The organism is Paenibacillus campinasensis, from assembly GCF_002272015.1.
GTDB lineage: Bacteria > Bacillota > Bacilli > Paenibacillales > Paenibacillaceae > Paenibacillus_AQ > Paenibacillus_AQ campinasensis.
Window position 1 is genome coordinate 83907 of sequence record NZ_NPBY01000027.1, and the last position, 22781, is coordinate 106687.

A 22781-nucleotide genomic window follows, 5' to 3' on the forward strand; every position below is an offset into this window, starting at 1 on the left:
ATTTCTTATCGAGAGCGGCGGAGGGACAGGCCCGATGAAGCCCGGCAACCGATTCCTGACGTTAAGCGGATCACCGCAGACGTCTGGAGTGTCATGGTGCTAATTCCTTCAAGACTTTGGAATCTATCCGAAGTTTTGACAGATGAGAAAAGGCATTGACTTTACGTAAAGAGAGCCCTTTTTGATTCTGACAAAGAGAGGCTCTTTTCTTTATGGACAATAGATGTGCCAAAGGCTAGGGAAAGGGAGGCTCAAGATTTGATACAGATCAAACAATTGACGAAGCAGTACGGCACGGGCGGCAATGTAACTACCGCTTTGTCCGGATTGAATCTGTCAATTGACAAAGGAGAAATATTTGGCGTTATCGGACATTCCGGAGCCGGGAAGAGTACCTTGATCCGCTGCATCAATCTGCTGGAGCGGCCGACGTCGGGCGAGGTATGGGTTGGCGGCGTCAACCTGACGCGCCTCGGCAAGACCGAGCTGCAGGCCCAGCGGCGCAAGATCGGTATGATTTTTCAGCATTTCAATCTGCTGTCCTCGGCGACCGTGTTTGACAATATCGCGTATCCGCTGCGACTGACGAAGACGCCCAAGGCGGAAATCGAGCGCAAGGTGAAGGAGATGCTGAGCCTGGTCGGACTTGAGGCGCACAGCCATAAATATCCTGCACAGCTGTCCGGCGGACAGAAGCAGCGGGTTGGCATAGCAAGAGCGCTCGCAAGCGACCCGGAGGTGCTGCTGTGCGACGAAGCAACTTCGGCGCTCGATCCGCAGACGACGGATTCCATCCTGAAGCTGCTTCTGGATATCAACAAGCGGTTCAACTTGACGATTGTGCTGATTACGCATGAGATGCACGTCATCCAAAGCATCTGCGACAAGGTTGCTGTCATTCACCAGGGCGGCATCGTGGAGCAGGGGCCGGTAGCGGAGGTGTTCCTCAAGCCGCAGCATGAGGTTACAAAGGAATTCATCCGCCAGGAAACCGATAGCGGCGAAGCGCTGCGTCTGGCGATTGCAGGTGCTGCTTCCGGTCCATCGCGCGCGGTGAAGATTACGTTCCTTGGCACCAAGACGTATGAGTCGATTCTGTCCCGCATTGTGCATGAGACCGGCGTGAATTTTGCTATTCTGCAGGGGACAATTTCAACGATCAAGGAAACGCCGTACGGTCAGCTGATCGTCCGGTTCGAAGGTGACGAAATTGCCACGGACGAGACAATAAAGAAGCTGCTTGAGCAAGGGCTCGACGTGGAGGTGATTCGTTGATGCTGGGTTTGGACTTTTCTCAGGTAAACTGGAATGAAATCGGGACCGCTTCGCTTGATACACTGCGGATGCTGGGGCTATCGGCATTATTCAGCTTTATTCTCGGTTTGCCGATCGGGGTAATACTGTATATGGCCGCCAGGTCGACGTCGGGCTGGGTTAGATTCGGATATGGAATTCTTTCCTTTATCGTTAATATTCTGCGTTCTATTCCGTACATCATTCTGATCGTGGCGATGATTCCGATTACGAAATCGATTGTCGGTGTATCCTACGGAGTGATTGGAACGATTCCGCCGCTGGTTGTCGGGGCGGCCCCGTTCTTTGCAAGGCTGGTGGAAACTGCGCTGAATGAAGTGGATAAGGGCGTGATTGAAGCGGCTCAGGCGATGGGCTCCTCGACACGGCACATTATCTTTCGGGTACTGCTGCCGGAGGCGCGGCCGGGTCTGCTCGCAGCGATGACCATCACTATCGTTACGCTGGTCTCCTATACGGCGATGTCCGGCCAGGTCGGCGGCGGCGGTCTTGGTAACTTGGCGATCCAATACGGCTATTATCGTTATGATACCGAGATTATGATTATTGCCGTTATTGCCATGATTGTATTGGTACAGTTGTTGCAGATGGCCGGTGACCGGCTGGTGCGGCGTTTTACGAGAAAGTAAGTTTTTGAAGAAGGCAGCAAGGGATTTCACATATAGAGATGATATTACATTTGTGGAGGGGTTAAGAAATGAAAAAATGGTTATCCGGATTCATCAGTTTAGCATTGGTTGGGGCTCTCGCGGCTTGCGGCGGCGGAGGCACAGACAACAATAATGCATCCCAGCCGGAGGGTGGAAGCGAGTCTGCTCCTGAAGCAGTTACCATCAAGGTTGGCGCAACACCGGTACCGCATGCCCAAATTCTGGAGCATATCAAGCCGGCTCTTGCCGAAGAGGGCGTTAACCTGGAAATTGTCGAGTTCACCGATTATCAAATGCCGAATACACAAGTAGATTCCAAAGAGCTGGATGCGAACTTCTTCCAGCATCAGCCTTACTTGGACGGAGAAATCAATGCACGCGGTCTGGAACTTGAACCGGTTATTGCCGTTCACATTGAGCCGCTTGGCGTATATTCCAGAACGATTACTTCCATTGACGAGCTTAAAGATGGCGCGGTCGTGGCGATTCCAAACGACCCAACCAACCTGGGCCGTGCGCTGTCCCTGCTGTCCAAGAACGGCGTGATCAAGCTGGAGGATGAGAACAAGCTGGAAGCGACCACCCGGGATATCGTGGAAAATCCGAAAAATCTGAAATTCCAGGATGTAGATGCAGCGATGCTGCCGCGCATGCTGGATGAAATGGATCTTGCGGTGATCAACACGAACTACGCACTTGAAGCAGACCTGGATCCAACCAAGGACTCCCTGCTGCTTGAGGATAAAGACAACCCGTATGCCAACCTGCTGGTGGCTCGTCCGGACAACAAAGATTCCGACGCCATTCAGAAACTGGCTAAAGCGTTGACTACGGAAGATGTGAGAAGCTTTATCGAACAGGAATTCGGAGGCGCGGTCGTTCCAGCATTCTAATATTGCAGCGGAACAGACAGCATACTGTGACAGAATAAGCGAACAGGTGCGAATTTATCGCACCTGTTCGCTTTTTTAGTACGGCTAGAATCGGTGTTATAAGGGCAAACGAAGACAGAGGCGATGAGAGTAGTAACGGACGGAGGAAGGCCAGCCTAGCATGGCTGCGGTCGGCGGTGTGACGTCTCAGGTTGTTTGAAGGCCATCCCATCCATTATACTGAGGACAGGACATCCACTTGGAGGAGGGAAAGCCTTGAAGGGGAAGGTGGCGCTGATTACAGGCAGTGCGACGGGACTCGGCAAGATGACTGCATTGTCGCTTGCACGTCAGGGATGCCATATTGCCGTTAACTATGTGAACAGTCAAGCGCAGGCAGAGTCGCTTTGCCGAGAGATACAGAAGTTTGGCGTGTCATCGATATCGGTTCAGGCGGATATAACCGATGAGCAGCAGTTGTACTCGCTTGTGGATACAACGGAGCAGCAGCTTGGAACGGTGGATATTCTTGTTAACAATGCAGGGCCATATATTCATGAGCGGCGGTTGTTTGCCGACTATTCCAGAGATGAGATTGTTCGTCTCGTCAACGGGAATCTAACCGGGGTTATGCTTCTGGATCATCGCGTGCTGCCGGCTATGCGGGAGAAGAAGTGGGGACGAATTATTCATTTCGGCTTCGGGCATGCAGTGGAGGCGCGGGCCTGGCCGCATCGGGCCGTATATGCCGCGGCCAAGGTCGGGCTGGTGTCGTTCACGAAGACGCTTGCGATTGAGGAAGCGCCGCACGGGATTACGGTCAATATGGTGTGTCCCGGTGATATTCGGGGAGCGAACAAGGAGAAGACGATTGAAGAAGTGACCGGCGTCGATGACGGGCTGACACCGCGAGGGCGCTCCGGAAGCGGGGAAGATGTAGCCCGGGTGATTGAGTTTCTGTGCCAGGATCGATCGGATTTCCTAACCGGCAACATGATCAATGTGTCCGGCGGGCTTGATCCGATCCGTTCACGGATTAAACCGGAATGACTCGACTGCTTGAAGTGAACGATTCTGTATGGAATGACAGCAAAAAAAAGAGTCTTGGTTCGGAGAAGAACCAAGACTTTCTTTTATAATAAACCATGATTAGAATACTTGTACTACTTCTTGAACGCCTTCCACTTCTTCAACGAGGGCGCGTTCAATTCCTGCCTTCAGTGTAATGGTGGAGCTTGGGCAGCTTCCGCAAGCACCCATCAGCTTCAGCTTAACGATGCCGTCTTCAACGTCGACCAATTCCACGTCACCGCCGTCGCGCTGCAGGAACGGACGAAGCTTATCAAGCACTTCAGCCACTTCATCATACATGGTGATTTGTGCGTTATCGCTCATCTTGTTCAACTCCTTTCCTTTCTTTATTATAGTACATAAACCGCCAAAATAAAATGGCAAACTTATAAGGCAGGTTCTTGACTTATGTCCATTATGATTGAATTTTGCACGAGTAACAGCTATTTCGGAACGGATCAGGCGCTTCAGCCGCTTGCCGAGCGGTTTGATTGCCAAATTATTGAATATGGCTGCTTGACCGACTGCGGGCAATGTTACCTGGCGCCTTTTGCCTATGTGGATGGCGACCGGGTGGAAGCCGTCACGTCCGAAGAACTGTTCGCCCTTATTTCACAGAAGCTTGAGCTTCTAGAGCAGGAGAATGAGAAGGGCTAATAATTCCGCTTCGACTTCCACAGGACACCGCTTTTCAGGATGCGCGGTACGCGTCCGATGACCGAAGTGCTCCCCATCAATCCGAAGCCGGCATGCTTGCCAAGGGAACCGAGCGTCCCTTTCAGCTTCAACGGATGGACTTTAGGGGTATCATTTCTCCACAGCGCCTTCAGCACGTTGCCGACCTGCTCCGCCTGCGCGCCTGCAGCCTGGGCACTCGGCACGAACGGAAGGCTGGCGCAATCGCCGATGACGTATACCTCAGGGTGAGAGGGCACCTGATACCATTCATTCAGCAGGATACGGCCGCTGCGGTCTTTGGGCAGATCGAGCTCCTGAACGACCTTGACCGGCTGAATGCCGGCCGTCCAGACCGCGATGTCGGTTTCGATAGGTTCTTCAAGGTTGAATACCGCATCCTGCTCCACCCGGGAGACAGACACGCCGTTATGGATTTCCACATTGTGATCCTCAAACCAGCGGTGAATATAAGCAGACAAACGATTCGGAAAAGAAGAAAGGACCCGTTGTCCCCGATCGAGGATGGCGATATTCAAGTCAGGCCGGCTCTCCCGCAGATCGGCTGCAAGCTCGATCCCGCTCAAGCCGCCGCCGATAATATGAACCCGGCTGTACGGTCTGAGGTTGTTCAGACGGACGTACGTTTCTCTGGCCGCTGCAAATGACTGCAGACTGCAAGTGTATTCTTCGGCTCCCGGAACGCCGTGGTACCGGTCTGTACACCCGAGCGCGATGGCCAGCTGGTCATATTCTATCGGATCATCGTTCAGCATAAGCACCCGCTTGTTCTCCAGATCAATCTCTGTCACCTCGCCGTACAGGATGCGCAATCCTTCATATTGAGGGAATTTCACGCGTACCGATACATCGGAGACGGTTCCGGCAGCCAGAGCGTAATATTCGGTCTTCAAGCCCTGGTAGGGCATGCGGTCGACGAGAATAACTTCTACATCTGGAGGAAGATAGCCGCTGAACAATTCTTGAATCAAAGCGAGGCCGCCATAGCCTCCACCGAGAATGACGAGCTTTTTCATAGATTTCTTCCTTTCTTGAGAGAAAATGCGTATGAATGTGATTCTTGAATCCGCTTTCGCAAGAAAAACGCCGCTATAAGCGGCTTATGGATTTCCACCCTATATGATCACTTTAACCGAATTTCCGCTATCGGGAACATTCTGTATCTGTATAGGCTTGATTCGGTCTGGTCTAGGCTGGCTTGTTATACTTCTTATTCGTATACTTTAATTTCGTTATAGAACGTATCGCGCTCCACAGGAATGCGTCCTGCACCCTTGATCAGCCAGACGAGCTCTTTGCGCGTCAGTCCTTCCGGTGTCAATGCTCCGGCAGCATGGCTGATTCTTTCCTTCAGAATGGTGCCGTGCACATCAGAGGCTCCGAAGCTCAGAGCAACCTGGGTCAGCTGTGGACCGATATTAATGAAATAGGCCTTGATATGGTCAAAATTGTCCAGCATCAAACGGCTGATGGCGATGGTCTTCAGGTCTTCATAAGCCGAGTTGCGGCGCATAATGCTGGCATTCTTGCTCTTCGGCTGCATCGACAGCGGAATGAAGACGAGGAAGCCTCCGGTTTCATCTTGCAGATCCCGGATTTGGATCATATGGCGAATCCGGTCTTCATGACTTTCGATCGCGCCGTACAGCATGGTCGTATGCGTCTTCATGCCGAGCTGATGCGCGGTGCGGTGCACGTCCAGGTATTGATCGACATTGGCTTTATCGACTTTCATTTTCTGACGGTATTGATCCGACAGAATTTCAGCCCCGCCGCCGGTGAGCGTCTTCAGGCCCGCTTTGCGCAGCTCCTCTAGCACTTCCTTCGTGCTGAGACCGCTGATGCGGGTGAAGAATTCGATTTCTGCCGCTGTGTAAGCCTTCAGTGTAACATCAGGGAAGCGCTCGTTCAGCGCCTTCAGCGAGTCCACATAATATTGAAACGGCACATGATTATTATGTCCGCCGACAATATGAAATTCCCGAACACCCGGATGGATATGCTGCTCAACATATTCAATCATTTCCTGACCGGAAAGGGTGTACGCGCCTTCCTCGCCCTGATCTTTTCTAAAATTACAAAAAGCGCAGTGGGATTCACATACATTGGTGAAATAAAGGCTCATATTTTCAATAAAATAAACCTTTTTCCCGTTCTTGCGCAGATTCACTTCATTGGCCAGCTGCCCCAGGGTCAGCAGGTCATCGGTTTCGTACAGATATACACCGTCTTCAAGAGAAAGACGAACGCCATTGCGTACCTTATCGGCGATTTCCGCCATTCTATGGTCGGTGTAGGGGGTAACGATTGTGGACATGCTCCATCCTCCTCTTCACACCTTCCATTCTCTGTATCAGAGAATCGAGGTGCTAAAATGGATCATTCCCAAGCGGGAACGGTCCTCTTGTTTGCGTGCCGAGGCACGATCGTTTTGTGAAAAAATATACAATAATAATCCCATCGCTTCCGGCGGCTGCGAGGCCGGCGGAACAAACGATCCATCCGGTGCGTTGCCGCCCGGGTTCCTTCCCTATTATAAACCTCACATTTCGGAGGGGCAATACTATTGGGGAAAAGCGATAACGCAAAGAAGACCGTCAAAACGTACTTTAACGGGGCGATCGCCATATTTTCCCCGCCTGAAGGGAAATATATGGCGGCGGGCAGGGGGAATGATGCTTGAGGGATTGAGAAGAGAGGAGTATACTAAAAGATGAGCGAAAGGAGGATGACCTATGATCACAATCAGTGAAACGGCAGCAGAACGTTTAAAAGAAATGCTGTCCGAACAGGAAGCACCAAATATGTTCCTTCGTTTGGGGGTAACTGCCGGCGGCTGCAGCGGTTTTTCGTATGCCATGGGCTTTGACGACCAAGAGACGGAAGCTGATGTATATATGGATGTTCAGGATTTGAGAATTGTTGTGGAGAAGGATGACATCAAATACCTGAACGGTTTGGAAATTGATTTTGAGGAATCGGGCATGACCGGAGGGTTTACAATCCACAACCCGAATGCGACCGTTACTTGCGGCTGCGGGGCTTCCTTCCGTACGGCTACCGATGCCGGCAAGCCAAGCGAGGAGCCGTGCTAAGCGGATAATGCTCATACAAGCTTAGATTCCTGTAATATGAACGATAATCCCATACCAGCCATTCTGGTACCGTTAAGGATTGTCGGTTAGAGCCTCTATAGCGTGTTTTTCGCTGTAGAGGCTTTTTTATATGTTTGCGTTTGAGCAGTTGAAGTACACGGTGCTGAAGACGCCGGGGCTGATCAAGCAATTGGATTGGCTATATGGGACAAGGACCGCTAGAGAAGGATAAAAAAATGAGCCCTCGCAGGATTGCTCCATTGAGGGCTAGGTATTAAGGATTCGTGGCGGTTATGAGTTCATACGCATCCAACACGTTTTTTAACGCTCTTTTTTCCGAATTGGTGATGGTGCGGTCATTGTAGTATTGCGATCCTTCGTGCCGGAGCGTCGTCTGTTCGGATTCAATAATAGATCGAATCATCTCGATTTCGTTCGAGGTAGGGCTGGTATCGTACCACTCCCATATCTCCCCGCCGCTGTTATCGCGCTGGACGTTGAAGTAGCCTGGAAGCATGGTGTATTTAGAATCGTCGGCCTTGATGATGTATTTCTCTATGAATAACCAGTTGTCCGCAGTGTAGCGAATGCGGAGCCGTAAGAATGGATCGCCATGTTTAGGGACTCCTATGTATAAGTGAATGTCATTCGTATTGATGTATTCAGATGTAGCGTGATCGTAATACCACTCAATCTCCTTGATCTCGTCAACCTTCTTGCGGAAGGCAGAGAGCGTCTGCTTTATTTTTACAGCACGTTCTTCTTCTTTTTGTTTTGCAGCGGCCTCGGCTTCCTCTTGTTCCTTCAGTGCAGCAGCCTCGGCCTCCTCTATTTCTCTCAAAACCGCAGCTTCGGCTTCTTCTTTTTCCTTGGCCGCTTTCTCGTCTATTTGATCGATCAGCAACTGAGCCTCGGCGGCTTCTGCTGAATCAGGATGATTTCTAATGACAGATCGGAAGGTTCTCCTTGCCGCTTTATCATCCCCTTCTTCTTGCTTGGCCTTCCCCCTCGCAAGCAATTCGTCCGCAGGTGTGACTTCGTTGTTAACTGAAGAAGCGGGGGGTGGATCGGATTTTGAATCTGATGAGTACGCACAGCCTGATACCAATAAAGCAGCGACAACCAGAATGGTTAAAAGTTTCAATATCATGGGTAATATTGCCCAATTATACCTGACTTAAGGATTATTTTTCAATAAGTGTTTTTGGGGATGTAGTCATGGCAGGGAACACTGCAGTGCACAGAAATGACATGTCCATTCATGCAGCACATAATCGACTTCCGTCAGCGATGGTTACGGAGGAGCGTTTGATTGGGGGCTTTTTATATGTGAGCAAAACGCGGTTCAAACAAAAAATGCAGTTGCCTCCTCTGGTATAGAGTGGACAGCTGCATGGCTGATCGCAATCGCATGGGATATGGCAACATCAGGCAGGGAAGAAAAAGGTGTCATTAAGCATGAGCACAATCATCCCGGCTGCGACAAGGGAGAACGCAATGCAGCCCACGCCGAGTCCCTTGCGGTTGCTCTTAATAAATTTGAAGCCGATGGCAAATATAAGGACCGTGACCGCTGCAAGAGCGACAGACATCCCCACGATTGCCACCCAGTACAATATTTCAAATAATTGTTCCAAGGTAAGAATCCTCCTCATTATACTCCGTTTAGCTTGTGTACGTCGTTGTATGCCTTGTACTTACTATACGACATGTCGGCTTGATTTGGAATAGCGCTTCAGAACGGGCGGTGCCCGCCAATTATTAGGCATCCCATACCGGACAATCATCCAAGAGGGACAGTGCGTTAGAGAGTACTATATGATATGTCATGAATAAAGGAGGCGAAAGCAGCTATGGCGGGAAGACAATTGGCCAGCAAATGGCTCAAAACCGAGGCATTGCTGTCTGATCCGCAGGTTGCTCCCTACATTCCGGCCACCCAGGCTTTTGGGACCGAGGCTCTGACCTCGATGCTGGAGGAGCATGGCATGGTTGTCATCAAGCCGATTATCGGGACTGGCGGCAATGGTGTCATACGCATTCTCAAAAGCGGTACGGGTTACATGGTTACCTACAAAAGACGCACGGTTCATGTGGAAACGATGGATGCCCTTATGAGGGTACTTGCACGCATGAAATTAAAAAGGGAATACATGATTCAGCAAGGGATACATTTGGCCAAAATACGAGGCCGTCCGCTGGATTATCGGGTGAAGGTGGTCAAGGAAAGAGGCGCTTGGCGGTTTAAGGCTATGGTCGGCCGGCTTGCCAGTCCGGGACTGATTGTCACGAATATTTGCAAAGGCGGAAGTCTGCTGAGAGGAACCCAGGCGATGGTGTTATCCCTGCCGCGTGTGAAAGTAAGGGAGAAACGACGGGAGATGCGCGGCCTCACCCGGCACTGCATTGCGCTCCTGGAATCCAAATTCCCGGGAATCGCACAGCTCGGTTTTGATTACGGCATCGATCAAGAAGGGAAGATCTGGATTCTGGAAGTTAATACGCGTCCGAGCTGATCTCTTATAGGATGCCCTTCCTCCCTAAGATTATCCAATGAGACCAAATCTAAGCGTTTATATGAAAATTTAATAGGGTATTTAATAATTGACACAAAAAAACCGATATAATAGGTGATTAATTTTTTTTATAGTAGATTTGGCTTCTCACCTGTGTATAACATTTATCCCCATAATCCACGTTGATACGAGCACATTTTTAATACTTACCAACAAATTATACACAGGATTTCCACAGTTGGGTGTGGATAAGCGAACAGTTGTTCCACTATTTAATGTTTGCTATGATAGACCCAGGAAAAAAGAGGAAGGGGTGTATAAGAGATGGCTATGTTGTCGGATGAGATGCTGCTCGATTCCTATCATATGGCTGTAGAGTTAAAGTTGGAACGAGAGTTTATCACTCTCCTGCTGGCCGAAATTCAAAAACGGAACTTGGACACCAATTCCGGCAATGTTTTGCACTAGTATAGGCTGATGAACGATAGATGAGATAAATGTCCAAGGAACAGCATGACGAAGCATTGGATCTGTTAGCAATTATCCACCGTATTTGAAGCTTGCTGCTCTACACAAATAGAAAAGGTATCTGCCAACCCCACCGGACAGCGGGATGGAGATACCTTTTTTTGTTTGTATTATTCTGGCAGATGCGAGCGGATCTACAGCTTCATGTTGCTGCTGTGTCCAGGAGCCAGACGCGCATCCGGATCGATGTACACCTTGGCGTTGTTCACAGCTGTCGGGGCTTCACCGAAGCCGACGGCGATCAGCTTGACCTTGCCTGGATAGGTTGTGATGTCGCCTGCTGCGAAAATCCCCGGAATGCTGGTTTCCATTCGGGAATCTACGACAATCGAATTGCTTTCGATGTTGATGCCCCACTCGGAAATCGGTCCGAGCGATGATACAAAACCGAAGTTGACAATTACATCGTCCACTTCAATCTCTTGGGTTTCTTGGGTCTTGATGTGGGAGAGCGTCACTTTGGTAATCGTCTCCTCGCCATGAAGTGCGCTAATCTCCGTCGGGGTGATAATGTTCACCTTGGACGCCATCAATTGCTCGACACTGTGCTCATGAGCACGGAATTTGTCGCGACGGTGCACGAGTGTCACCTGCTCGGCGATCGGCTCCAGCATCAGCGCCCAGTCGACCGCAGAGTCGCCCCCGCCGCTGATCAGCACTTTCTTGCCTTTAAACTGGCTTAAATCGTTCACGAAGTAGTGCAGATTGCGTTTTTCAAACTTCTCGGCTTCTTCAAGCTCGAGACGGCGCGGCTGGAATGCTCCAACGCCGGCTGTAATAATGATTGCCTTGGCATGATGCTCGCCCAGGTTTGTTGTCACAACAAAATGGCGTTCCTCCAGCTTCTTGACCGAAAGGACCTTCTCTTCCAGCCGGATGTCGGTGTTGAAGAGCTCCATCTGCTTGGACAGGTTGTTCACCAGCTCTTGAGCGGTTACTTTAGGGAAGCCGGCCACATCATAAATGTATTTTTCAGGATATAGCGCGGCCAGCTGGCCACCAAGCTGAGGCATGCTCTCAATGAGCTTGACCGAAGCTTGACGCATTCCTCCGTAAAAAGCGGCAAACATACCTGCAGGGCCGCCCCCGATAATGATCAGATCGGTCATGCCGTTCTCTTGTTGCACCGTGGTCATGCGGTAAGCACCTCCATCATTGAATTTATATTCGAATCAGACAGACGAATGCTCGCCTCTGGGATCGGACTGATTCATTTCGATATACCTTAACTATTATAATCCTCCGGGACGACACTGAAAAGACAAGATATATGCTGAAGGTCCAAGCAAGGTCAGATGATGTCGTTTTAATGACGGAGGACATCGGAACTATCCGTACTTTTCCTGTGGACAATACCTCAAAAAAAACTTGATATTTGTAAGGTTTATGCATATTATTAACGTTGATAACTTGTGTTCATTGAGTGTTAGCTTCATGTTGAATATGTACTGCACGCTTATCATTCTTGACGTGTGGACAGCATAAAGACAATCGGGTCAAAACCGTGTGAGTGGGCTCTGATGAAGGGGCTCATCTCTTTTTCTGCACGTTTTTCACAAATTGTTAACATCTTTATACCATACTGTACAGATAACAGATAAAGAGTAAGCTGGAAGGAGCAGTAGAATGAGCAGCATACCGAAGATCGTAATCCTCGGCGCGGGTTACGGTGGCATATTGACAGCGCAGCGGCTGCAAAAAGAGCTGAATTATAACGAGGCGGACGTTACCTTGGTCAATCGCCATGACTACCATTATATAACGACCCATTTGCATATGCCGGCAGCGGGAACAGACAGCATCGAAAATACGCGGGTATCGATTTCCAAACTGATTGATGAATTCAAAATCGATTTGGTCAAATCCTCAGTGCAGGAAATTCGTCTTCACGATAAAAAGGTCATCCTTGAGGACGGCACCTTGTCCTACGACTACCTGGTCATTGGACTCGGCGGCGAGCCGGAAACGTTCGGCATCCCGGGATTGGCGGAGCATGCGATGACGATCCGGAGCATCAATTCGGTTCGTCTGATCCGCGAGCATATCGAATACCAGTTTGCATTATTCAAGAACGAGCGCAGACCGCAGGAACGAATCAACTTCATCGTCGGCGGCGCAGGCTTTAGCGGCATCGAATTTGTGGCCGAGCTGGCTGACCGGATTCCGAAGCTGTGCAAAGAGTTTGATGTGGACCCTACACTTGTCAACATCTACAACATCGAGGCGGCTCCATCTGCACTGCCGGGCTTCGCCCCGGAGCTTGTGGATTATGCCATCAAGACGCTGGAGAAGAAGGGCGTCACCTTCAAGTTCGGAACTGCGATCCAGGAATGTCTGCCGGGCGGCGTCATACTGAGCAGCGGCGAAGAGATTAAAGCCGCAACGATCGTATGGACAGGCGGTATTCGCGGCAATCGTCTGGTTGAAGCCGCAGGATTCGAAACGATGCGCGGCCGTGTTAAGGTAGATGAATATTTGCGTGCGCCTGGATATGAGAACATTTATATTATCGGCGATAACTCGCTTATTTTTAATGATGAGGGACGACCTTATCCGCCAACCGCCCAAATTGCGATGCAGCAGGGTGTATGCTGTGCCCAGAATATCGTAGCTTCCATCCGGAACAAACCGATGAAGACGTTTGAGTTCCACAATAAAGGAACCGTGGCTTCTCTCGGCAAGGGTGAAGGCATTGCGGTTGTGGGGGACAAGAAATATCAGGGCTGGAAAGCCGCACAATTGAAGAAACTAGTTGACTTGCGGTATCTCTTCATTATTGGAGGCATTCCGCTCGTGCTCAAAAAAGGAAGGTTTCTGTAATGAGACATTGCAGCGTTCAAGTCCGCGGACTGCTGACCCGGGATGAGCTGGACCGTTACAATGCATTGATGGAGGTTGGCGCTTATCTGGAATCGCAGGAAAAGTATGACCTGGCCTATACGGTTCAGAAGGAAGTGGACATTCTCATCATGCCGGCAATTGAGCGGCTGAAGGATAAAGGGCGGGCGCGCGATCGCGCTACAGCGGAGTTTCTGGAATCCTTGAACAAGCAGGAGGACGACGAGCAAGTCTGACCTCGATAAGCAAAAAAAGGTATGCTCTTCCGGATAGCTTAACCGGGAGCATACCTTTTTGTACAAGGGGATCGTTATAGTTATACCTTCATCAATTCCGTGAACGAGGTCTTGTCCAGCAGATTGCCGACGTAGAACGGGCCGAATTCCCCGAAACGGGCGCTCACTTCATCAAAGCGCATTTCATACACCAGCTTCTTGAATTGAAGGGCATCGTCGGAGAACAGGGTAACACCCCATTCCCAATCGTCAAAGCCGACCGAGCCGGTAATGATCTGCTTCACTTTGCCGGCATAGCCGCGGCCGATCAAACCATGACTCTTCATCATGTTGCGGCGCTCTTCCATGCTGAGCATATACCAGTTATCCGACAGATCGCGCTTTTTGTTCATCGGATAGAAGCAGATGTGCTTCGATTTCGGCAGCGAAGGCTTGAGCCGTGCGATCACATGCGGATTTTGCATCGGATCTTCATCGGAGGAGCCGGCAAGGTAATTGCTGAGCTCTACGATGCTGACATAGGAATAAGCTTTGATTGTATATTGGGCGAACGCTGTTTTGTTAAAAGCATTCTCGATGGCGTTCAATTCCTCCAGCGTTTCACGCAGGTGCATAAATACAAAATCGGCTTTTTGGCCTACAATGGTGTATACAGCCGTGCTTCCTTGCTTGGAGGCATCGACAGCTTCCCATTCTGCCAGAAAAGCATTCAGCTCTTCAAGCGCGAAGGCGCGCTTTTCATCGTCTGCCGCTTTCCAGGCCGACCAATCAATGGTGCGAAAATCGTGTAGAGCATACCAGCCTTCCAGCGTCATGGCGGCTTCGTTCATGAGATCACTCCTAAACATCATATGTCGTAATGCTTGCCGCGCCTTAAGGGCGCCGCACTCTTCATCCATTGTACTGCAAGCGATGGACACAGGGCAAACGATTCGGATATAGATTCATGGAATGTTCGTTGATCTGTCATCATTTTTTTAGTAAACTAACAACGGGCTGAAGCGCGGGCGACATACACTTCTTACCTATTAGAGTGGAGAACGTCCAGCTGAAGCGATAAAGTCGAGGTGAAACAGCGATTATGCTTTCCATTATTCCTGTACTAGTACTGATGATTTTGTTCTTTGTTATGATGTTTGGAATCGGCTTCATCTTGAATATGCTGATGAAGACAACCTGGTTCCCGTGCTTTTTATTTGTGATTGTCATCCTGCCGGTTGTTGTATACAGCCTGTGGGATCGGGGAGAAGTTCCGTTCTGGACCCACGTGGGCTCGTTCCAGCTGGTTGATTATTTGACCGGTGTCGCTGGGCTTATAGGAGCTTATATGAGCGGGTGGACAATCCGCACGCTTCGCATCAAAGGCTTTAAAATGTTCTAATCGCTTGGCTGAAATCTCTACCCTGAGCGGATGGAGATCAGAGAACCGCGGCGGCTCTTCCGGTTTGGAAGGCCGTTTTTCTTTTGACCAGGCGGGGATGAAAATGCCAGAAATTTTTGATGCGAGGAACTGGCTTGCAGGGACATGATTTATGATAGAATAGAGGCAGTCTATTTTTGTGAGGCAGGGGGAGCAGATAACGATGCGCATGACAAATTTCTTACATTTTACCGAGAATCACCGTTACTGCGTATACCGTGACTTCTGTGTGAGCGTCCTGGACGACAAAATGCTCAGTTCGATCTATCAGCCGATGGTCGGTGCGTTCGCCATCAGTTTATACCGTCTGCTTGTCTCGCATATTCCGCTAGAGAAGGTAGGATATTCGGCCATTGAGCAGCAGCGCAGATTGTTCCTGACACTCGGGCTTGAGCCAAGCGAGAAGGGGCGGCGGTATCTAATTGAGCAGACCTCGAAGCTGGAAGCGGTTGGACTGCTCCAGACGAGCCGCATGGTAGTGGCCGAGACCGATGATTACATCTATGAATATGAGCTGCAGGCACCGCTGTCGCCGGCCGAGTTCTTCAAGACACAGCACTTGACGCTGCTGCTTCGGGACAAGGTGGGCAAGTTCGCTGTGCTCTCGCTGCGCGAGGAGCTGTGGAGCAAGGAGCCGCAGGAGTGGTCTGGGATATCCTTGAACAAGGAGAATATTTCGGTACCCTTTTACGATATATTTGAGCTGAACACCCATGTCATCGATTATGAGCTGGAACAGGCGCTGGAAGAGGTGTCTGCCGGGAGCAAGCCAGTCCGGTCCCTTTCTTCTGACCAGGATAGCGGCGGGCTGAATTATGCGGACATTATCCTTCGCTTCCCGCGCGAGTCGCGCAACCGGGTGTTTGTCGAGCGGCTTCGCTATGATCATGAACAGATGGGGATCGTCAATTATGTCGTTCGGAAATACAACCTCAGCGTGCAGGATTTATGCCGTTTGCTCGATGAGGATGGTATATTTACCTCCCAGGGAGAGATTGTGCTTGATGATCTGCAACATAAGGCCAGCCTTCATTTCCGGCAGGGCATGAAGCTGCAGGAGAAGCGCGAGATCACGGCAGGCAAGGTCGTGGCGCTGCGGCAGGAGCTGGAAGGCGAGCCGGACGAGCCGGCACAGGAGCATCCGGTGCAGATGGAATATTATGTGGAAGTTCCGCTACAGTTTCAATCGAAATGTGATATTCACCAATATAATATGATGCTTCGCAATGAGCCGTATACGAAGCTGCTGCAGACATTTTTTCCGGGGACGATTCCGTCGCCGTTTATGGATATGTTCGAGAAGATCGACTTGAGCTACAAGCTGCCTGAAGAGGTAATCAATGTGCTCATTCATTATTTGATGACCTTGATCGCCGAGGATGGAGAGCAGCGGATCAATCGCAATTTCGTGGAGGCGATCGCCTCCAACATGCTGCTGAAGCAGGTGGATACCTATGAGAAGGCGGTTCAATACATTCGCGATCAGGCCAAAATGAAAGGCAAACAGAAGGCGGCTTCGCGGGCGCGTACATACGCCAAGGGCGGCAAGGTGAAGCCGGACATTCCGGTGGCCCAGGGGAATGCGTCAGGACAGGCCGTGTCCGATGAAGAATTTGAAGAGATGTTAAGGTTTGCCGCCGAGATGCAGGCCAGCAAGAAGAAGGGCGGGTAATGCCCGCTATGTTAACGAATGAATGATCGGATGAATGATGGTAGCAGGCAATGATGCCTGCACGAATCGTTGAACATATCAAGAGGGAGGGGGAGATCGCGATGGAATCGCTGGGTCAGCTGCTGGACCATTTGAAGAATCCGGATATTCGCCGCCGGACGGAGAGCATTACAGAGGAACTGCTGCAGAATCCGTTAATTCGCGCACTCCGCAGCGAATACCCCGAGATCGATGATCGGGTGATCCGGCTGAATCTGAGCAAGCTGTATCAGTATGCCGGAGACCATAAGCACTGTGAGCAATGCCCGGGGCTGGAGCATTGCCCAAATGATTTCCAGGGACATTTCAGCAAGCTTGATATCGAGCGTGTGAACGGGACCGTGGAGATCTATGAACGGAAAGCGCCTTGTCATCTGCAGGTGGCTAAGACCAACGCAGAGATGATCCGCAAACGGATCCGCAGCTTCTACGTGGATGATCACGCGCTTAACGAAGGTTATAACAACATGGAGATTATGGCCAAGGACAGGCTGCGCGCTCCCGCTGTTCATCAGATCTTCCGTTATATTCAGGACGTCAAGGAGAATGGTCTGTCACCGCGCGGCCTGTATTTAACTGGGGCATTCGGGACGGGAAAGACATATTTGATGTGCTATCTGCTGCATGAGCTGGCGATGGTTGGCTATACCGGCGTCATCGTGTACATGCCGGACTTCGTCGAGGATCTGAAATCGATGATGCAGGAAGGGCAGAAGCTGAAGGAAATGACGGAGACGATGAAGGAATGCGACCTGCTCATCTTTGATGATATCGGTGCTGAGAACCTGAATCCCTGGGTTCGGGATCACGTCCTCGGCTCGATTCTGAACTACCGGATGAATCGCAAACCGACCTTCTATACCTCCAATTATCCGCTGGACGGGCTGGAGCGCCATCTGAGCTTTACGAGCAAGGATGGGGAGGAGCTTCACAAGGGGCAGCGGCTGATGAACCGGATTGCGCCTTTTGTCGATGTGGTGCAGCTGTTCGGGGAGAATCAGCGGGGCAAGTTCTGATTAGTGAAACGGAAGATGACAATAGAAAAAGTCTGATCCCGATCGCAGCTTAAGCTGTGAACAGGATCAGACTTTTCATGTTAGAGCTCAAGGAGCCGCCGATTAACCGACCAGATACTTGATAATGACAAAGCCGAAGAAAATGATGGTCATGAAACCGAACATGCCGATAAAGCCAGCCATCAAATCGCCAAAGTCATTCCGCGGTTCTTCATTCACGTGCTCCCGTGGATCGTTAACGTGAACGTTTACATCCATGGTGCTAGCCTCCTAAAAGGTGAACATGCCTGTGATCCATTTCCTTGACATTCACCGGACTTGTTATTAGTAGTATACCCAATTGGCAAATCATTTGTAAAGAATAAGGGAGGTGAATTACTACCTTTCTTTAGGTGAGTATATTTCACTTTTTCCTGAAAAATGTGGTATACTATTTTCGTCGACATTAAAATCGGCATCTTTGTTAAAGATATACTTATCCTGTAAGGAGGAGAATACAATATGGCAATTGTAAATGTTACCGACCAAACCTTTGCTAACGAAGTGGAAAGCACAGGAACGGTTGTTGTTGATTTCTGGGCGCCTTGGTGCGGACCTTGCAAAATGCTTGCGCCAATCCTGGACGAACTGGCTCAGGAAGTGGGCGATGATGTGAAAATCGCTAAGGTGAATGTGGACGAGAATCCTGAGTCTGCAGCTCGTTTCGGCGTTATGAGCATCCCGACAATGATCTTCTTTAAAGACGGCCAGCCTGTCGACAAAGTGGTTGGTTTGAATTCCAAAGAAGCCTTGAAGGGCATCATTGCGAAACATCAATAATTCAAGCTTGACGCTCCAAGCAGCAAGCAACGTTATAAGCGCCTTCGGAATAATCCGGGGGCGCTTTGTGCGGTTTATTCGTAGTATAATGTCTCCTAGGAGAGGGGGAAGGGTATGAACGATTTCGCCAAGCGGGTTCAGGAGCAGGAGAAGGCTCTGGAGAATATCCGGCACAAGCTGGCGCTGCTGCCTGATCAGCCGGGCTGCTACCTGATGAAGAACGGGGAAGGCACCATCATCTACGTCGGCAAGGCCAAGGTGCTGAAGAACCGGGTACGCTCTTACTTTACGGGAAGCCACAATGGCAAGACCCAGCTGATGGTTTCCGAAATCCGTGATTTTGAATATATTGTGACCGGCAGCAATATGGAGGCGCTCATTCTGGAGTGCAACCTGATCAAAACCCATCAGCCTCGCTTCAATGTATTGCTGAAAGACGATAAAACGTATCCATATATAAAAATAACGAATGAAGAGCATCCCCGGCTGGAAGTGACCCGGCGGGTGCTGAAAGATAAAGCGAAATACTTTGGCCCGTATCCGAACGCCTCGGCCGCCCAGCAAACGAAGAAGCTGCTGGATCGCATGTATCCGCTGCGCAAATGCGGTGTCATGCCGAAGGAGGTCTGCCTCTATTATCACATCGGGCAATGTCTGGCCCCTTGTGTGAAGGAGGTTCCCCGGGAGGACTATGAGCAGATTACGAGCGAAATCCAGTCATTCCTCAGCGGCGGGCATGAGGAGATCCGGAAGGAGCTCGAGCGGAAAATGCACGAGGCTGCGGAGGAGCTCTATTTTGAGCGGGCCAAGGAGCTGCGTGATCAGATCATGCATATTGACGCTCTGATGGAGAAGCAGAAGATCACGACTACCGACAAGAAGGACCGGGACGTGTTCGGTTATGCGGTGGACAAGGGCTGGATGTGCGTGCAGATTCTATATATGCGCCAGGGAAAAATGGTGCAGCGCAACGCCTCCGTATTTCCGTTCTACGGCGACCCCCACAGCGACTTTCTGTCCTTTGTCGCACAGTATTACAGCAGCAATCCGGCGCTGCCGCAGGAAATTCTGCTGCCGGGCCCGCAGTTGTCCGGCGCAGCAGCCGATGCGGACAGCGAGGAAGCTGGTGAAGCCGCAGCCAAGCCGCCTGCTGGTGCAGATGTGGCAACGACCGAGCCAACTGTTCTGACAGACAGTGCCGAACCTACTGCGGCTGAGGCGAAGGCCGAAGCAGCGGCTGAAGCGGCCGGGCTCGTTGATGCGGCAGGCGGAGCGGAGGCGCTGCAGGAGTGGCTCGGTATCAAGGTTCTGGTTCCGCGTCGGGGCTTGAAGCGACAGATGGTTGGCATGGCTTCCGATAATGCCAAAGTGTCGCTTGATGAGAAGTTCCGCCTGATTGAACGCGATGAAGAGCGCACCTCGATTGCGGCAGCTAATCTGGGCGAGATTATCGGTCTGGAGTCTTTGCACCGGATTGAGGCATTTGACAACTCCAACATTCAAGGAAGCAACCCGGTATCGGCAATGGTGGTATTTACCGATGGCAAGCCGGACAAGAAGGAATACCGCAAATATAAAATCCGGTCCGTATCGGGGCCGGATGATTATGAGACGATGCGCGAGGTTATTCGCCGCCGGTATGAGCGGGTGCTCAAGGAGAACCTGCCGCTGCCGGATCTGATCGTGGTCGACGGCGGACGCGGCCAAATCTCGGCAGCGGTCGATGTGCTGGAGAACGAGCTGGGACTGTTCATCCCGGTCTGCGGCCTGGTGAAGGACGCCAAGCACCGGACGGCGCAGCTCATGGTCGGCGATCCGCCTGAGCCGGTGGCGCTGCCAAGGGACAGCCAGGAATTCTACCTGCTTCAGCGCATACAGGATGAAGTGCACCGGTTCGCCATTTCGTTCCACCGCGAGCAGCGGGGCAAATCGATGGTTTCCTCCAAGCTGGACGCTATTCCGGGCATCGGGGAGAAGCGCCGGAAGATGCTGCTCAAGCATTTTGGCTCGGTCAAAAAAATAAAAGAGGCCAGTGTCGAAGACTTCCGGCCCCTTTCTATCGGTGAAAAATTAGCGAATGATATTCTTAAAGCGCTTCGGGAGGAGTCGTAGTATACGGCTTCTCCTTTTTTTGCGGGTTAAATCGGTAAATGACGTATGCGACCAGTGCTGGAAGCGCGATATAGAAGGCCCCCATCACCACGTTGGTTGCGTCTCTCAGCAGGATCAGGCTGATTCCCATCAGGGTGCTGTTGAAGATGACGTGGGCGAACATGGCGGTCAAATAACCGTATCGCAGGAAGATATAACTGAACAGCAGGCCGATGATTACCAGCTCGATGGGCCGGGAAATAATCGGATAGATCGGATACAGCGTATGTCCGAGAGCCCAAATGATCGAAGTGATCAAGCTGGCGACAAAGGTGCTGCGCACGATTTTTTTGACCATTTTAATCCCGAACAGCCGGTAAACGGCCTCTTCCGATATGCCAGCGAACCAGGCCATCAAAGGAAACAGCCACGGATACAGCATGTTGTATGGCGATTGCTCCGAATCCGTCGTTGCCCAGGTATTCAGCGTAAGGCTCAGTATGATGAAGATGATCGACTGAATGCCAAGCAAGATGAATGCCCACAGATAGCCGAGCTTCATGCTGTCGAGCACATAAGGCCCATAACCCGGTTCCTTCGCCCGCGGCCACACATTGAGCCCGTCCTCCTTACGCCACAGCCCGTCTCCGCCCACCAGCGAGAAGTACAGAAGGGCCGAGAAGACGAGGGAATATATTACATAAAAGATCATCATGAATGCAATTCCGAAACTGGACATCCCCTGGGCTTTGAACACAGGCATCAAATTGTAGGTGTTCAGCATCTGGATGACAAACAGCAGCAGCGCCAGAAACACTCCGCGTTTAAAAGAAGTGTGGGCACGTGTTTTCACGCTGTATACAATCGCGAGAATTCCGAGCACGAGGGTGAACAAACCGTACCCGATCAGCGTAAGCATAAGCGCGTTTTGCGTTTGCTTCTCCACATAGGCGGTATGCTGCTCCGGAACATCGAAGGCCTGCTGATACGAGCGCAGCTGGCGGTCTTCGAACGTGAACTCCAGTTTCAGCTGAGCATCCAGAACGGATTTTGACGGATCGGCATATTCCAGCTTGGGCTCGCCCTCCTGCGTAAGCAGTTCCAGGCTGGCTGGATCATAGCCGGACCTTTGGAGCCAGGGCTCTGCCAGTGCTTGTTTCTCGGACAAGGTCATGTTGCCTTCGGCTAGCAGCAGCATTTCCCGCCGTACCGCGCCGGTATTCAGCTCAATCCGGTCATAGCTCGAGTGCGCGGCATCAAGGGTATAGCTGATAACCGCCGCGGTCTGCATATGTACATCCACCAGCAGCGCGTCCAAGCCCGGAAGCGTGAAGCGAACACGGAATACGTCATAAGGATATTGTTGCTCATAGGTTTTATTGTACTCGTCGAGCTTCTTCTCTTTGGTCAAATATCCATACAACGCAGAATTCGACTGATAAGTCACCAGCGTTTCTGTCGCTTCTTCTACAGGGAAGCCTAACTGGTCCTTGGCAAATTCCGAGGCAGCCTGTGAGGCTTCCTCCTTGGTGATCACAACAGACGTCTGAAGCTCCGGATCGGCGGCGGTGGGCAGCACGATCTGCAGAAGCAGAAACAAGACGAGGCCGACGATGGCTGGAATCATTAATGTTCTGAAATTAGCTTTGAGTTTCAGCGGTTCTTGAATTCGATTCATGAAATTCCTCCTCGAGATGGATAACTGCTGCAAATTAGATACCTATCGTCAGTATGAAAGTATCGGATGTGGAAGAGTTCAAACAACTATAAGTCAATATAACATAGATATGTGCCCTTCACGGAGCTTATCCCTCTGTCATTTTTTTAAATAATCGATGAAAACGAATGAAAGCTTACGAAAATGCAAGAGAAGCAGGTGCTCGTATTCTTGAATATGCCCAAATCGGA

General features: G+C 50.8%; 24 protein-coding genes and 1 riboswitch. Of the genes, 15 read left to right on the top strand and 9 right to left on the bottom strand.

Annotation, left to right across the window (positions count from 1 at the left end):
• Positions 1-2: 2 nt before the first annotated feature.
• Positions 3-149, top strand: a riboswitch (SAM riboswitch).
• Between the two features lie 109 nt (positions 150-258).
• The 4 genes from CHH67_RS08090 (at position 259) to CHH67_RS08105 (ending at position 3886) form a co-directional block, all read left to right on the top strand.
• Entirely contained in the window at positions 259-1275 is a 1017-nt protein-coding gene (locus CHH67_RS08090) for a methionine ABC transporter ATP-binding protein (protein WP_095264657.1), read from the top strand.
• Positions 1275-1943 carry a methionine ABC transporter permease gene (locus CHH67_RS08095; protein WP_095264658.1) on the top strand — a complete coding sequence of 223 codons (669 nt, stop codon included), beginning with the start codon at positions 1275-1277 and terminating at the stop codon, positions 1941-1943. The genes CHH67_RS08090 and CHH67_RS08095 overlap by 1 nt, the downstream gene beginning before the upstream one ends.
• A gap of 68 nt (positions 1944-2011) precedes the next feature.
• Positions 2012-2857 (top strand): MetQ/NlpA family ABC transporter substrate-binding protein, encoded by an 846-nt coding sequence (locus CHH67_RS08100; RefSeq protein WP_095264659.1) that lies wholly within the window; start codon positions 2012-2014, stop codon positions 2855-2857.
• Positions 2858-3112: 255 nt separating this feature from the next.
• A complete protein-coding gene (locus tag CHH67_RS08105; RefSeq protein WP_095264660.1) occupies positions 3113-3886 on the top strand; it encodes an SDR family oxidoreductase in 774 nt (257 codons plus the stop codon).
• Between the two features lie 99 nt (positions 3887-3985).
• Here the strand turns inward: CHH67_RS08105 and CHH67_RS08110 are convergent, their stop codons facing one another.
• Positions 3986-4231, bottom strand: a complete 246-nt coding sequence (locus CHH67_RS08110) for a NifU family protein (protein ID WP_095264661.1) — start codon at positions 4229-4231, stop codon at positions 3986-3988.
• 84 nt (positions 4232-4315) lie between these two features.
• On the opposite strand from CHH67_RS08110, the gene CHH67_RS08115 reads away from it, so the two are divergent.
• Complete coding sequence (locus tag CHH67_RS08115; protein WP_095264662.1) at positions 4316-4564, top strand: YuzB family protein; 249 nt, start codon at positions 4316-4318, stop codon at positions 4562-4564.
• On the opposite strand, the gene CHH67_RS08120 is transcribed toward CHH67_RS08115, so the two are convergent.
• Both CHH67_RS08120 and mqnE read right to left on the bottom strand, forming a co-directional pair.
• Complete coding sequence (locus CHH67_RS08120) at positions 4561-5619, bottom strand: NAD(P)/FAD-dependent oxidoreductase (RefSeq protein ID WP_095264663.1); 1059 nt, start codon at positions 5617-5619, stop codon at positions 4561-4563. The genes CHH67_RS08115 and CHH67_RS08120 overlap by 4 nt on opposite strands.
• A gap of 194 nt (positions 5620-5813) precedes the next feature.
• A complete protein-coding gene (gene mqnE, locus CHH67_RS08125) occupies positions 5814-6920 on the bottom strand; it encodes an aminofutalosine synthase MqnE (protein WP_095264664.1) in 1107 nt (368 codons plus the stop codon).
• Between the two features lie 418 nt (positions 6921-7338).
• Here mqnE and CHH67_RS08130 point away from each other — a divergent pair, with 418 nt between their 5' ends.
• The gene (locus CHH67_RS08130) at positions 7339-7698 is read left to right on the top strand and encodes a HesB/IscA family protein (RefSeq protein WP_095264665.1); all 360 of its coding nucleotides are present in this window, start codon (positions 7339-7341) and stop codon (positions 7696-7698) included.
• 274 nt (positions 7699-7972) lie between these two features.
• On the opposite strand, the gene CHH67_RS08135 is transcribed toward CHH67_RS08130, so the two are convergent.
• Together CHH67_RS08135 and CHH67_RS08140 are read right to left on the bottom strand one after the other, a co-directional pair.
• Entirely contained in the window at positions 7973-8848 is an 876-nt protein-coding gene (locus tag CHH67_RS08135; protein ID WP_095264666.1) for an outer membrane protein assembly factor BamD, read from the bottom strand.
• A 277-nt stretch (positions 8849-9125) separates the two neighbouring features.
• The gene (locus tag CHH67_RS08140; protein WP_095264667.1) at positions 9126-9335 is read right to left on the bottom strand and encodes a hypothetical protein; all 210 of its coding nucleotides are present in this window, start codon (positions 9333-9335) and stop codon (positions 9126-9128) included.
• Positions 9336-9551: 216 nt separating this feature from the next.
• On the opposite strand from CHH67_RS08140, the gene CHH67_RS08145 reads away from it, so the two are divergent.
• Positions 9552-10214 carry a YheC/YheD family protein gene (locus CHH67_RS08145; protein WP_095264668.1) on the top strand — a complete coding sequence of 221 codons (663 nt, stop codon included), beginning with the start codon at positions 9552-9554 and terminating at the stop codon, positions 10212-10214.
• A 324-nt stretch (positions 10215-10538) separates the two neighbouring features.
• On the top strand, positions 10539-10682 hold the full coding sequence (sda, locus tag CHH67_RS08150) for a sporulation histidine kinase inhibitor Sda (RefSeq protein WP_095264669.1): 144 nt from the start codon (positions 10539-10541) through the stop codon (positions 10680-10682).
• 194 nt (positions 10683-10876) lie between these two features.
• Here the strand turns inward: sda and CHH67_RS08155 are convergent, their stop codons facing one another.
• Positions 10877-11878 carry an NAD(P)/FAD-dependent oxidoreductase gene (locus tag CHH67_RS08155; RefSeq protein WP_095264670.1) on the bottom strand — a complete coding sequence of 334 codons (1002 nt, stop codon included), beginning with the start codon at positions 11876-11878 and terminating at the stop codon, positions 10877-10879.
• Positions 11879-12368: 490 nt separating this feature from the next.
• Here CHH67_RS08155 and CHH67_RS08160 point away from each other — a divergent pair, with 490 nt between their 5' ends.
• On the top strand, positions 12369-13562 hold the full coding sequence (locus tag CHH67_RS08160) for an NAD(P)/FAD-dependent oxidoreductase (protein ID WP_095264671.1): 1194 nt from the start codon (positions 12369-12371) through the stop codon (positions 13560-13562).
• Positions 13562-13816: a hypothetical protein gene (locus CHH67_RS08165; RefSeq protein ID WP_095264672.1), complete on the top strand. Its 255-nt coding sequence runs from the start codon at positions 13562-13564 to the stop codon at positions 13814-13816. Before CHH67_RS08160 ends, CHH67_RS08165 begins: the two co-directional genes overlap by 1 nt.
• An 80-nt stretch (positions 13817-13896) precedes the next feature.
• On the opposite strand, the gene hemQ is transcribed toward CHH67_RS08165, so the two are convergent.
• Positions 13897-14646: a hydrogen peroxide-dependent heme synthase gene (hemQ, locus tag CHH67_RS08170; protein WP_095264673.1), complete on the bottom strand. Its 750-nt coding sequence runs from the start codon at positions 14644-14646 to the stop codon at positions 13897-13899.
• A gap of 251 nt (positions 14647-14897) precedes the next feature.
• Here hemQ and CHH67_RS08175 point away from each other — a divergent pair, with 251 nt between their 5' ends.
• The 3 genes from CHH67_RS08175 to dnaI all read left to right on the top strand — a co-directional run bounded on the left by CHH67_RS08175 (position 14898) and on the right by dnaI (position 17963).
• Positions 14898-15197: a YuiB family protein gene (locus tag CHH67_RS08175; protein ID WP_095264674.1), complete on the top strand. Its 300-nt coding sequence runs from the start codon at positions 14898-14900 to the stop codon at positions 15195-15197.
• A gap of 202 nt (positions 15198-15399) precedes the next feature.
• Positions 15400-16908: a DnaD domain protein gene (locus CHH67_RS08180; protein WP_095264675.1), complete on the top strand. Its 1509-nt coding sequence runs from the start codon at positions 15400-15402 to the stop codon at positions 16906-16908.
• A gap of 101 nt (positions 16909-17009) precedes the next feature.
• Positions 17010-17963 carry a primosomal protein DnaI gene (gene dnaI, locus CHH67_RS08185; RefSeq protein WP_095264676.1) on the top strand — a complete coding sequence of 318 codons (954 nt, stop codon included), beginning with the start codon at positions 17010-17012 and terminating at the stop codon, positions 17961-17963.
• A gap of 102 nt (positions 17964-18065) precedes the next feature.
• On the opposite strand, the gene CHH67_RS08190 is transcribed toward dnaI, so the two are convergent.
• The gene (locus CHH67_RS08190) at positions 18066-18221 is read right to left on the bottom strand and encodes a YqzM family protein (RefSeq protein ID WP_095264677.1); all 156 of its coding nucleotides are present in this window, start codon (positions 18219-18221) and stop codon (positions 18066-18068) included.
• A 243-nt stretch (positions 18222-18464) separates the two neighbouring features.
• Between CHH67_RS08190 and trxA the strand changes: the two genes are divergently transcribed.
• Both trxA and uvrC read left to right on the top strand, forming a co-directional pair.
• Positions 18465-18782 (top strand): thioredoxin, encoded by a 318-nt coding sequence (trxA, locus tag CHH67_RS08195; RefSeq protein ID WP_095264678.1) that lies wholly within the window; start codon positions 18465-18467, stop codon positions 18780-18782.
• Positions 18783-18896: 114 nt separating this feature from the next.
• Positions 18897-20894 carry an excinuclease ABC subunit UvrC gene (gene uvrC / locus CHH67_RS08200; protein ID WP_095264679.1) on the top strand — a complete coding sequence of 666 codons (1998 nt, stop codon included), beginning with the start codon at positions 18897-18899 and terminating at the stop codon, positions 20892-20894.
• Here uvrC and CHH67_RS08205 read toward each other — a convergent pair.
• Positions 20869-22551 carry a CPBP family intramembrane glutamic endopeptidase gene (locus tag CHH67_RS08205; protein WP_095264680.1) on the bottom strand — a complete coding sequence of 561 codons (1683 nt, stop codon included), beginning with the start codon at positions 22549-22551 and terminating at the stop codon, positions 20869-20871. The genes uvrC and CHH67_RS08205 overlap by 26 nt on opposite strands.
• Positions 22552-22781: the final 230 nt, after the last annotated feature.